Here is an 11,888-nt window from a genome sequence, read left to right on the forward strand (position 1 = left end):
GTTCCGGCCGGCGGACCGCAGCGGACCGGAACCGCGCCCGGACACCGCCCCGCACCCCTGATGGTTCCCCGCGTCCGAAAGGCATCCCCCGTGTCCCTCACACGCAGACAGCTCGGGCTCGCCGCTGTCGCCGCCGCCCCCCTCGCCCTCGGCTCGACGGGTACGGCCCGGGCCGCCGGGCGCCGTACCCGCACCCTGTACATCGCCGGTGATTCCACGGCCGCCCCGAAGGACGCCGGCGAGGCCCCGGAGACCGGATGGGGCATGGCGCTCCCCTTCTTCCTCCACAAGGGTCTCGCCGTCGCCGACCACGCGGTGAACGGCCGCAGTTCGAAGAGCTTCCTGGACGAGGGGCGGCTCGACGCGGTCCTCGCCTCGATCCGGCCCGGTGACCTGCTGCTCGTCCAGTTCGCGCACAACGACGAGAAGGCCACCGACCCCGCCCGGTACACCGAGCCCTGGACGACGTACCAGGAGTGCCTGCGGCGGTACGTCGCGGGCGCCCGGTCCCGGGGGGCCCGCCCCGTCCTCGCCACCCCCGTCGAGCGCCGCAGGTTCGACGCCGACGGCAACGCGCTGCCGACCCACGGCGACTATCCGGCGGCCATGCGGGCGCTGGCCCGGGAGGAGGGGGTGGCGCTGCTCGACGTCGAAGCGCTCTCGCTCGCGCTGTGGCAGCGGCTCGGCGTGGAGGAGACGAAGACCTACTTCAACTGGACCGCCACCGAACAGGACAACACCCACTTCAACCCGCCGGGCGCCATCGCCGTGGCCCGGCTCGTGGCGCGGGAGCTGCTGCGCACCCGGGTACTGGCCCGGCGCGACGTCGTCCGGCTGGACGAGGACGTTCCGGCGTCCTGGATCACCTGGCCGCCCGCACCACGGTCCTGACCCGTCATCGAGGAGAGCCGCACCATGCGCACACCGAACTGTCATGGACGTGCCATAGCAGCGCTGGCGGGATGCACGGCCCTCGTGCTGTCCCTCACCGGCACCGCCGCCGCGTCCGGCACGGCCACCGGCCACCGCACCGCCCACCACACCGGCCCGGAGCGCCAGGTCCTGCCCGCCCGGGACGGCTGGGCGTCCTACGGCACCGGCACCACCGGCGGGGCCGCCGCCGACTCCGCGCACGTGTACACCGTCACCACCTGGGAGCAGTTCAAGGCCGCCCTCGCCGACGGCGGCAGCGCGCCGAAGATCGTCCGGGTGAGGGGGACGATCGACGCCGACGGGCCGGGCTGCGACTCGTTCGCCGTCCCCGGCTACGACTTCGCCACCTATCTGAAGACCTACGACCCGGCGGTCTGGGGGCGGGCGCGCACCCTCGACGACGAGCCCGACGACAGCCCCGAGGGCCTGCGCCGCGCCTCCGCGGCCCGCCAGGACGCCTTCGTCAAGGCCGCCGTCCCCGCCAACACGACGATCCTCGGCATCGGCCGCGACGCCGGCTTCCAGGGCGCCAGCCTCCAGATCAAGGACGCCGACAACGTCATCGTCCGCAACCTGACCTTCGAGAGCCCCCTCGACTGCTTCCCCCAGTGGGATCCGACCGACACCGCCGACGGCAACTGGAACTCCGAGTACGACAGTGCCGTCGTCCACGGGGCGGCCCATGTGTGGATCGACCACGACACCTTCACCGACGGTGATCACCCCGACAGCACCCTGCCGTCCTACTACGGCCGGATCTACGAACAGCACGACGGCGAGCTGGACATCGTCAAGGGCGCCGACTACGTCACGGCCTCCTGGAACGTCTTCGGGGACCACGACAAGACGATCCTCGTCGGCAACAGCGACAGCGCCGCCACGGCCGCCGTCGACCGTGGGCACCTCAAGGCCACCTTCCACCACAACCTGTTCCGGAACCTGGTCGAGCGGGCCCCGCGCGTCCGCTTCGGTCAGGTGGACTCGTACAACAACCACTTCGTCGCCGGCGACGGCTACTCCTACAGCTACGGCATCGGCATGGAGTCCCAGCTCGTCGCCGAGCACAACGCCTTCACCCTGCCGGACGGCGTCACGGCCGGGGCGGTGCTGAAGAAGTGGAAGGAGGCGCCGGTCACGGCCGCCGACAACTACGTCAACGGCGCGCCGGCGGACCTCATCGCCGCCCACAACGCCCAGGTTCCCGGCGAGATCCTGCGGCCCGGGGCGGGCTGGACGCCGGTCCTGCGCACCCGGGTGGACCGGCCGCGCGCCGTGCCCCCACTCGTCGACCACCGCGCGGGCGCCGGACGCCTGCGCTGACCACCCCCCGGGGGCCGGGCCCGGCCCCCAGCCCCCGTCCTCCCGGCCGAGCCGCATCCGAAGGAGCACACCCATGCCCCTGTCCCGACGGGGTTTCCTCACCGCGGGCGCCGTGGCCGCCGCCGCGCCCGGCCTCGCGTCCGCGCCCGCCCGGGCCGCCGCCGCACCGCGCCCGTTCGGCCGGTACGGATCCCCGGTCCGCCGCCTCACCCCGGACACCCTGTACGTCGACCCGTACGGCCGGGGCGACTTCACCGCCGTCCAGGCCGCGGTGACCGCCGCCACCGGCAGCGGACGGACCCTGGTCATCGCGCCCGGCACCTACCGGGAGACGGTCGCCGTCGACGCCGGCCGTACGGAGATGACCTGGATCGGTGCCTCGGAGAACCCCCGCGACGTCGTCATCGTGTACGACAACGCGGCCGGCACTCCCAAGCCGGGCGGCGGCACGTACGGCACCTCCGGCTCCGCGACGACGACCGTCCAGGCCGACGGCTTCACCGCCCGCTGGATCACCTTCGCCAACGACTGGCTGCGCGCCGACCACCCGGAGACCACCGGCACCCAGGCCGTCGCCGCCAAGGTGCAGGGCGACCGCAGCGCCTTCCTGCACTGCCGCTTCCTCGGCCACCAGGACACCCTCTACGCCGACTCCACCGCCCTCGGCGTCTTCGCCCGCCAGTACTACGCGCACTGTCACGTCGAGGGCGACGTCGACTTCGTCTTCGGCCGGGCCACGGCCGTCTACGAGGACTGCCGCTTCCGCACCCTGGACCGCACCGACCTCGCTTCAGCCCCGTACGGCTTCGTCCTCGCGCCCTCCACGGCCGTCGCCAACCCGCGCGGCTACCTGGTCCTCGGCGGGCGGGTCACCAGCGAGGCCCCGGACGGCTGCTACAAGCTGGCCCGCCCCTGGGTGCCCAGCTCCGACCCGACCGCCCGCCCGATGCTCACCGTCCGCGAGACCTGGCTCGGTCCCGGCATCGACACGGCCGCCCCCTACACCGACATGTCGGCCGCCCATCCCTGGCAGCGGCAGCGGTTCGCCGAGTACCGCGACAGGGGGCCGGGCGCGGTGATCACGGTGCCGGAGAACCGTCCCCAGCTCACCCGGGAACAGGCCGCGTCGGCGACCAGGGCGGCCTGGCTGGGGGACTGGACGCCCTGGAAGGAGTGCTGAGCGGGCCGAAGTCCCAAGTCGGACAAGTCTGACGGTCCGTCAATCCGCCGTGAGTGCATATCGATCGGGTAAAAGGGCTCGCCGTCCGAGTGTGATGCGCGTAGACAGTCCGTGACCTGGTACATCACTCTCATCCACCAGACCCGGAGAATTCATGAGGAAGTCCCTCAAGGCGGCCGCCGCCGGCGCCGCCTGTGTCGTCGCCGGTGCGGCGCTCTACGGCGCGGGCGCGGCAACCGCCGGTCAGTCGACGGCGAACTCCACCCATGAGCCCTACAACGTGGGCCTCTTGGTGAAGGACATCGACACGTACTACGGCACCACCGCGGACAGTCACGGCGTCTACCAGGCGTCCCCCGACAGCCCGTACGCCAGGGACCTGGCGCGCGTCGACGCCGACGCCAGGTCCGCCATCGACAAGGCCGCCCGCAAGGCGCACCACCGGGGCGAGAAGCCGGCCGTCGTCTTCGACATCGACGACACGCTGCTGCTCAGCCTCGACTACGAGAAGCGCTACAACTACACCTACGACGGCACCACATGGGCCGACTACGTGAACCGCGCCGACCGCCCGGCCGTCTTCGGCAGTCCGGAGCTGGTGCGGTACGCCGCGTCCCGGGGCGTCGAGGTGTTCTACAACTCCGGTCTCAGCGAGGCGCAGCGCACCGCCGCCGTGGCGAACCTGAAGAAGGTCGGCGCCGATGTGAACCTCGACGCCGACCACATGTTCCTCAAGGACAAGGCCGCTCCGCCGGCCTACCTGAAGGACTGCGCCACCCCGGGCACCTGGACCTGCACGACCGTGCAGTACAAGGCGGGCACCCGCAGGCACATAGAGAAGGACCTCGGGTACGAGATCATCGCCAACTTCGGCGACCAGTACTCGGACCTGGACGGCGGTTACGCGGACCGCACGTACAAGCTCCCGAACCCGACGTACTTCGTCTCCTGACGGTTCGTCCCCCGGCTGCTCAGCCGTAGGTCCTGAGCAGCCGCTCGTACTCGGTCCCCGTCACCGGCAGCACCGTGCCGTGGCGGGGGCTGGCGGGCAGCTCGTAGTCGGCGGACGGAGTCCACTTCCCCGACGCCAGGTCCGTGGTCTCGAAGGGCACATAGCCGCGCAGGCCGTACTCGTCGACGAACAGGTACCACTTCTTACCGGTGTTGGACCGGAACACGGTCGGGCCCTCGCCGCGCTGGACCGAGCCGCTCCCGATGCAGTCGGCGACGAGGCGGTACGACGTGCTGGTCAGGTCGCGCGACTTCTCGCCGGTGATGAACTTCGAGCAGGGCGAGCCGGAGGACGGGTCGCGCTCGTCCTTGGTGAAACGGTAGTACGTGCCCCGGTCCTTGACGACGGTCGAGTCGATCACCGAGTAACCGGGGTCGTCCCAGATCCTGGGCGCGCTGAAGGTGCGGAAGTCCCTGGTGGTCGCGTACAGCATGCGGTTGTACGTCGATCCGGTGTGGCCGGGGTCGTCGTCCGCGTACAGCTTCGAAGCCCAGAAGACGACGTACTCGTGCAGCCGGTCGTCCCAGTAGGCCTCCGGTGCCCAGGTGTTGCCCGCGTTCTCGGGTGCGACCCTCGCCGGCCGGCCGTCCGTCCAGTGCACCAGGTCGGTGGACTCCCAGACCATGACGGACCTGCTGCCGTGCCGCTGCACCTCGTCCCAGCTGCCGCTGCTGTTCCGGTACATCCGCAGGTCGGTGGCGATGAGGTAGAAGCGGTCTCCCTCGGGGGAGCGGATGACGAACGGGTCGCGCAGGCCTCTCTCGCCGACGGCCGACGTCAGCACCGGCTTCCCGCCGTTCAGCTCCCGCCAGTGCAACGGGTCGTCGCCCCGGCTGAGGGCGTAGCGGATCTGTTCGCCGTCGGCCGTGCCCTCGCCGGTGAAGTAGACGAAGAGATAGCCGGAGTACCGGGCGCGCGCGGTGTGCGCCACGCCGGGCGTGGCCGCCGCCAGGGTGAGGAGGAGGGCGAGCAGCGGGACCAACGGAGTTCTGAGACGCATGACAGTCCTGTGGGAGCGTGGGGGATCCTGTTCGGTGCTGTGCGCTCCCGGAGTGTGGTCGGCGGGGGAACACGGCGTCAACCGGTGTGCGGCCCCCGAGGACAGCCGAAAGTTTCGGTGCCGGCCGTCCGTCGCGCGCGGCCACCGTGGCCGCGCCCGGTCCCGGGCGGGCACCCGGCTCAGGAGTCGCCGGCACCGTCGCCGTGCGGGGCGAAGTCACCGGCCACGGCGCGGTCGTGGCCGTCCGCCGTGCCCGTCATGGTGTACGAGTCGTCCTTCGCGTCCCGGCCGCCGCGCGCGTGGTCGTACTGCCCCGCGAACACCCACCGGCCCGCCGGCACCGTGCGGCCCTCCTTCAGGGTCCAGGTGTAGACGAGGAAACCGTCCCGCTCCTCGACGCTCTGGCTGAAGTCCGCCTCGGGAAGGGAGCGCCAGGCGCCCGCGGACGTCACCCCGCCGGTCTGCGCGATCCTCAGCCGGACCGTGAGGGCGGTGAGCGGCTCCGTCGTTCTCAGGGTCAGATTGCTCTGCGCCCAGAAGTCGTTGCTGTGCGGGTCCACGGAACCGTCCGACCACAGCGGGCCGTCCTGCTCGGCGCGCGCCGCCGGCGGCCGGGCCGGCGCGGTGGCGCCCGGCGTGCGGGAGGGGGGCGGCGCCGGCGTGCGGGACGGTCCGGTGCTGTGCTCGCCGGGCGTCGGGCGCGCCGGGGCGGACGGCCGTGCCGGCGCGTCCGGGGACGGGGTCGGTGCGGAGGACGGCGACGCGGCCACGGTCCGCCGCGCCGGGGGTCCGTCCTTCACCGCGGACGCCACCGCGTACCCGCCGACCGCGAGCACCCCGGCCACCGCCGCGGTGGCGGTGGCCACCCGCAACCAGCCGGACGCCGGCGGCCGTCCGGCCCGGCGGCCGGCCCGGGACGGCGCGCCCATGCCCCGCTCCACACGCGCCAGGATGCGCGCGCGGTCGGGTTCGTGGGCCCCGGCCGCCTCGTGCAGCCGGGCGCGCAGCTCGTCGTGCACGTCCTGCTGCCTCATCGGTTCCTTCCTCCGCTCTCGCCGCCCCGGGCGGCCATCGCCGCGTGCACCCGCCGCGGATCGTGCCGCGGGCCGAGCAGCCGCTGGAGTTCGGCCATGCCCTTGGACGTCTGGCTCTTCACCGTACCCACCGAGACGCCGAGCGCCAGCGCGGTGTCCTTCTCCGACAGGTCGAAGGCGTGCCGCAGCACCACGCACGCCCGTTTCCGGAACGGCAGCCTGCGCAGCGCCTCCTGGACGTCCACCACACCGGCGACGTCCGGGCCGTCGGTCCGCTCCTCGCCGCGCGACCAGAAGAGCGCGATCCGCCGCCGCTCGCGTACCGCGCTGCGGATCCGGGTGCGGGCCAGGTTGGCGACCACACCCCGGGCGTACGCGGCCGGATGGTCGGCCGCGCGCACCCGGTCCCAGCGGTGCCACAGCGCCAGCAGCGCGTCCGCCGCCAGGTCGTCGGCGGCGTCCGCCTCACCGGTCAGCAGGTGCGCGAGCCGGGAGAGTTCGGCGTAGTGCCGTTCGAAGAAGGCACGGAACTCCACGGAGGCGGCGTCGTCCACGACTGTGCCCACGGGTGACCTCTTCTCGGTGCGGCTTCGTGAGTGTCATGTGAATGACATGCGAGGGTCCGGCGGAGCGCCCGGACGGAGATCCGGAAGCGTAGCAGTGATCGTTTCGTGTCCTTGTGCGGGGGGCCGGACATCGTATGGCCGGCCGAACCCGACTGTGACACGGAAGGACCGCCCGAATCGAGGGGGCCGCACGCCCCGGGCGGGCGAACCTACTTCAGCGCCGCCCGCATCATGGCCCGCGCCACCGGCGCCGCCAGCCCGTTGCCGCTGACCTCCGAGCGTGCCGCGTCCGACTGCTCGACCATCACCGCGACGGCGACCTCCTTGCCGTCGCCGTCGGACCTGCCGTACGAGGTGAACCAGGCGTACGGCGTCTTGCTGTTGTTCTCCCCGTGCTGGGCGGTACCGGTCTTGCCCCCGACGGTCACCCCGTCGATCAGCGCGTTCGTTCCGGTGCCTTCCTTCACCACCGTCTCCATCGCCGACCGGAGCTGCTCGGCGGTGGCGGAGCCGATGACCTCCTCGGTGCCGGCGTCGTCGTCGTAGTCCTTCACCACATCACCGCCGCTGTCGGTGATCCGCGACACCATGTGCGGCGAGACCAGCTTGCCGCCGTTGGCAATGGTCGCCGACACCATGGCCATCTGGAGGGGGGTGGCCGTGACGTCGAACTGGCCGATGCCGGACAGCGCCGTCTGCGCCTTGTCCATGCCGGTGGGGTAGACACTGGCGTAGGTCCGCACCGGCACGTCCCGCCGGTCGTCGTTGAAACCGAACTTCTCGGCCATGGCCCTCACCTTGTCCTGCCCGAGCTGGACGGCCATGTGACCGAAGACGTTGTTGCAGGAGTACTGGAGGGCGACACGGATCGAGGCGTCACGGCACGGAGCCGACCTGTTCTCGTTCCTCAGCTCCTGCACCGTGCCGGGCAGCGTGTAGGGGTCGGGGCTGTCGGTGTGCTCGTCCACGTTCCGGTACAGCCCGTCCTCCAGCGCGGCCGCCGCCACGACCAGCTTGAACGTCGAGCCCGGCGGCAGCGGCTGGCGCAGCGCGCGGTTGGTGAGCGGCTTGCCCTTGTCCGCGGTGAGCCGCTTCCAGGCGGCACCGGCGGTGTCGGCGTCGGTGAGGGCGGCAGGGTCGTACGACGGCGTCGAGACCACGGCGAGGATCCTGCCGGTCCTCGGGTCGAGCGCGACGGCCGCGCCCTTGTTGTCACCGAGCGCGCGGTAGGCCGCCTTCTGCACGGCCGGGTCGATCGTCGTGAGCACGTCGCCCGGATCGGCGCGCTTCCCGGTGACCGTGTCCAGCACGGTCTTCAGCTTGGTGTCCGTGCCGTTGAGCAGGTCGTGGTAGATGCCCTCCAGCTGGGTGGGGGCATAGGCCTGCGAGGCGTAGCCCGTCACCGCCGCGTAGAGCCTGCCGTCCGTGTACGTCCGTCTGTACGCGAGGTCGCTTCCCCTCGTCCGGGCCGAGCCGGTGATCGCGTTCCCGGCCACGATGATGTTCCCCAGGGGGCGCGAGTACGTCTCGATCGCGTTCCGCCGGTTGTCGTTGTCGTCCGCGAGGGCCTTGCCGTCGTAGAACTGCACCCAGGTCGCCCTGACCAGCAGAGCGAGCACGAGCAGCAGCGCGAAGACGGACGCCCGCCTGATCGTCTTGTTCATCCCGCCCGGAAGACGAGCGGGACGGGGCAGTCGTTCCCGTACCCCCGTTTTCTCATGCCCCGCTCATCCTGGAGGACCGGGTCCGGCACGTCCTGTGCGGCCAACTCGCTCAGCTCTCCAGGACGAGGACGACCTCCTCGATCTCGTGGCCTCGCGCGTTCGCGAACTCCCGGGCCCGGGCCGTCTCCCGGAAGCCGCACTTCGCCAGCACCCGCAGCGAGCCGACGTTGTCGGCCGCGGCCCGCGCGTACAACGGCCGTTCCGGAACCTCGGCGAGCAGCGCCCGCAGGGCCGCCGTCGCCAGCCCCCGGCCCCAGTCGGCGCGGTCGATCCAGTACGTCACCTCGCGCCCGCCCGGCTCGCCGTAGACGACCGCGCTGCCGGCCACCCGCCCGTCGGCGAGCACCGTGCGGGACACGGCATCGGACGCCCGGAGCCGCTGCCACCAGGCGTCGAAGGCGGCCCGGTCGCCCTGGTCCGCGGGACCGAAGGCGGCCATCCGGAGGGACTCCGGGTCGGTCATCTGCCGGAAGAACACCGGCAGGTCGTCGTCCTCGACAGCGCGCAGCACGATCTTCATGGGGCCCGAGCCTACGACCCCGCGGGCGCGCGGGGCCGACGGACGCGGCGCGGGCCCGGGGTTCCCGGCGCCGGGGCTCAGAGCCTGCGGGTCGCCAGCGTCAGCCGGTCCCGCGCGTCGAACAGCGCGTCCTTGATCAGCTGTTCGTGGGCGGGCGTCAGCCGGGCCACCGGCACCGAGCAGCTGATGGCGTCCCGCGCCGGGGTGCGGTACGGGATCGCCACGCCGAAGCAGCGCAGGCCCAGCGTGTTCTCCTCGCGGTCGACCGCGAAGCCCTGCTCCCGGACCTGGTGCAGCTCCTCGATGAGCTTCTCCCGGTCGGTGATGGTGTGTTCGGTGAGCGCGGGCAGCGTCTGCGGCAGCAGGGCGCGGACCTGCTCGTCGGTGCAGGTGGCGAGGATGGCCTTGCCCAGGGAGGTGGAGTGGGCGGGCAGCCGGCGGCCGACGCGGGTGAAGGGGCGCAGGTAGTGCTGGGACTGGCGGGTGGCGAGGTAGACGACGTTGGTGCCGTCGAGCCGGGCCAGGTGGATGGTCTCCGTGGTGTCGTCGGAGAGCCGGTCCAGGGTCGGGCGGGCGGCGGCCACCACCTCGTCGCCGTCGATGTACGACGTGCCGACCAGCAGCGCGCGCACCCCGATGCCGTACCGCGTGCCCGTCGCGTCGGTCTCCACCCAGCCCAGCTCCACGAGCGTGCGCAACAGCATGTACAGGCTGGACTTGGGGTACCCCACCGCCTCCTGGACGGCCGCGAGGGAGTGCATACCGGGCTTGCCGGCGAAGTACTCCAGCAGTTCGACCGTCCGTACCGCGGACTTGACCTGCGCCCCGCCTGTCTCGCCAGCCGACATCGCGCTTGACCCCTTCAATCGCCGGGAAATAGTCTCCGAGCAGCGTATTCATCATCAGAGACAGCGTTCAGTATATCGAACGCGGCTGATGGTTGACCCCGTAATGCGGCCTTAACTGGAGGGACCCGCGGTGGCAGCAGCACCAGTCTGGAGTGTCGACCCGCGCACCGGGAAGCAGCGCGAACAGGTTGCGGTGGAGGCCACAGCCCAGGAGGTGGACTCGGCGGTCCGGGCGGCATGCGCCGCGCGCGGCGCCCTCGCCGACCGCGCGGTCCGCGCCGCCTTCCTGCGCTCGGCCGCCGCGGGCCTGGAGGCGGCCGGCGACGCCCTGGTGGAGACCGCCGACGCCGAGACCGCGCTCGGCCCGGCCCGGCTCACCGGCGAACTCGCCCGCACCGCCTACCAGCTGCGGGCCTTCGCCGACATCGTCGACGAAGGCGCGTTCCTCGACGTCATCATCAACCACCCCGACGACACGGCGACCCCGCCCGTCCCCGACCTGCGGCGTTACAAGGTCCCGCTCGGCGTCGTCGCCGTCTACTCCGCGTCCAACTTCCCCTTCGCCTTCTCCGTCGCCGGTGGGGACACCGCGAGCGCGCTGGCCGCGGGCTGCCCGGTCGTCGTCAAGGCGCACCCCGACCACCCGGCCCTGTCCGAACGGGTCGCCGGGGTGCTGCGCCGGGCCGCCGCCGGGCACGGCATCCCCGAGGGTGTCGTCGGCCTCGTGCACGGCTTCGACGCGGGCATCGAGCTGATCCGGCACCCGCTGGTCGCCGCGGCCGGCTTCACCGGTTCGGTACGGGGCGGCCGGGCGCTCTTCGACGCCGCCGCCGCGCGTCCCGTGCCGATCCCCTTCCACGGCGAACTCGGCTCCCTCAATCCGGTCCTGGTGACCGAGGCCGCCGCGGCCGAGCGGGCCGAGGAGATCGGCGGCGGACTCGCCGGGTCGATGACCCTCGGCACCGGCCAGTTCTGCGTCAAGCCCGGCCTGGTGCTGGTGCCGTCCGGCACGGGCGGCGACCGGCTGGTGAAGTCCCTGGCCGACGCCGTCAGCGACACCGAGGCCGGAGTGCTGCTCGACCACCGCATGCGGGACAACTTCGTCGCCGGGGTGCGTGAGCGGGCCGGCCTGGAGGGCGTGGAGTCCCCGGTGACACCGGGCCCGGGCGGCGAACACACCGTCAGCCCCGGGTTCCTCACCGTGCCGGCGAGCCGGCTCACCGAGGAGGGGGCGCACGACCTGCTGCTGGAGGAGTGCTTCGGACCGGTCACCGTGGTGGTCCGGTACGAGGACGACGGCGAGGCGACGGCGGTGCTGTCGCGGCTGCCGGGCAACCTGACGGCGACCGTCCAGCTGTCCTCCCAGGAGGCCGCCGGCCACGGCCGGGGGCCGGAGCTGCTCGCCGAACTGACCCCGCTGGCCGGGCGCGTGCTGGTCAACGGGTGGCCGACCGGGGTGGCCGTGGCACCGGCCCAGCACCACGGCGGTCCGTACCCGGCGACCACCTCCACATCCACGTCGGTGGGGGGCACGGCCGTCGAACGCTGGCTGCGGCCGGTCGCCTACCAGAACGCGCCGGAGGCCCTGCTGCCCGCGGAACTCCGCGACGACAACCCTCAGGGACTTCCCCGGCGGTTCAACGGGGTCCTGGAGCGCTAGGTCGTGTCCGCAAAGTCAGGGCAGCCAGAGTCGTAGGCAGGCGAGGGTGACCAGCGCCTGGTAGTGGCGGGCGCGTTTGTCGTAGCGGGTG

The 11,888-nt window shown here is 72.4% G+C and carries 10 protein-coding genes and 1 pseudogene; 5 read left to right on the forward strand and 6 right to left on the reverse strand.

All coding sequences use genetic code 11. From position 1 onward, the window contains the following. Positions 1-90: 90 nt before the first annotated feature. The 4 genes from ACF1BE_RS33495 to ACF1BE_RS33510 all read left to right on the forward strand — a co-directional run bounded on the left by ACF1BE_RS33495 (position 91) and on the right by ACF1BE_RS33510 (position 4,385). Positions 91-891, forward strand: a complete 801-nt coding sequence (locus ACF1BE_RS33495; protein WP_392202763.1) for a rhamnogalacturonan acetylesterase — start codon at positions 91-93, stop codon at positions 889-891. A 24-nt stretch (positions 892-915) separates the two neighbouring features. Beyond that, positions 916-2,253, forward strand: coding sequence for a polysaccharide lyase family 1 protein (locus ACF1BE_RS33500; RefSeq protein ID WP_392202764.1), 1,338 nt, complete (start codon positions 916-918; stop codon positions 2,251-2,253). A 73-nt stretch (positions 2,254-2,326) separates the two neighbouring features. Continuing rightward, positions 2,327-3,433, forward strand: coding sequence for a pectinesterase family protein (locus ACF1BE_RS33505; protein ID WP_392202765.1), 1,107 nt, complete (start codon positions 2,327-2,329; stop codon positions 3,431-3,433). Between the two features lie 154 nt (positions 3,434-3,587). Beyond that, entirely contained in the window at positions 3,588-4,385 is a 798-nt protein-coding gene (locus ACF1BE_RS33510; RefSeq protein WP_392202766.1) for an HAD family acid phosphatase, read from the forward strand. Positions 4,386-4,410: 25 nt separating this feature from the next. Here the strand turns inward: ACF1BE_RS33510 and ACF1BE_RS33515 are convergent. From ACF1BE_RS33515 to ACF1BE_RS33540, 6 genes and pseudogenes are all read right to left on the reverse strand, one after another. Further along, a pseudogene (locus ACF1BE_RS33515) lies at positions 4,411-5,445 on the reverse strand (glycoside hydrolase family 43 protein); the annotation flags it as partial. A gap of 179 nt (positions 5,446-5,624) precedes the next feature. Further along, positions 5,625-6,479: a hypothetical protein gene (locus ACF1BE_RS33520; RefSeq protein WP_392202767.1), complete on the reverse strand. Its 855-nt coding sequence runs from the start codon at positions 6,477-6,479 to the stop codon at positions 5,625-5,627. Then, on the reverse strand, positions 6,476-7,045 hold the full coding sequence (locus ACF1BE_RS33525) for a SigE family RNA polymerase sigma factor (protein ID WP_392202768.1): 570 nt from the start codon (positions 7,043-7,045) through the stop codon (positions 6,476-6,478). Before ACF1BE_RS33525 ends, ACF1BE_RS33520 begins: the two co-directional genes overlap by 4 nt. 209 nt (positions 7,046-7,254) lie before the next feature. Continuing rightward, complete coding sequence (locus ACF1BE_RS33530) at positions 7,255-8,709, reverse strand: peptidoglycan D,D-transpeptidase FtsI family protein (RefSeq protein WP_392202769.1); 1,455 nt, start codon at positions 8,707-8,709, stop codon at positions 7,255-7,257. Between the two features lie 109 nt (positions 8,710-8,818). Next, positions 8,819-9,289, reverse strand: a complete 471-nt coding sequence (locus tag ACF1BE_RS33535; RefSeq protein WP_392202770.1) for a GNAT family N-acetyltransferase — start codon at positions 9,287-9,289, stop codon at positions 8,819-8,821. 77 nt (positions 9,290-9,366) lie between these two features. After that, a complete protein-coding gene (locus ACF1BE_RS33540) occupies positions 9,367-10,137 on the reverse strand; it encodes an IclR family transcriptional regulator (protein ID WP_373910974.1) in 771 nt (256 codons plus the stop codon). 130 nt (positions 10,138-10,267) lie between these two features. Here ACF1BE_RS33540 and ACF1BE_RS33545 point away from each other — a divergent pair, with 130 nt between their 5' ends. Further along, positions 10,268-11,797 carry an aldehyde dehydrogenase (NADP(+)) gene (locus tag ACF1BE_RS33545; RefSeq protein ID WP_392202771.1) on the forward strand — a complete coding sequence of 510 codons (1,530 nt, stop codon included), beginning with the start codon at positions 10,268-10,270 and terminating at the stop codon, positions 11,795-11,797. Positions 11,798-11,888: the final 91 nt, after the last annotated feature.

This window comes from Streptomyces sp. NPDC014991 (genome assembly GCF_043080665.1).
GTDB lineage: Bacteria > Actinomycetota > Actinomycetes > Streptomycetales > Streptomycetaceae > Streptomyces.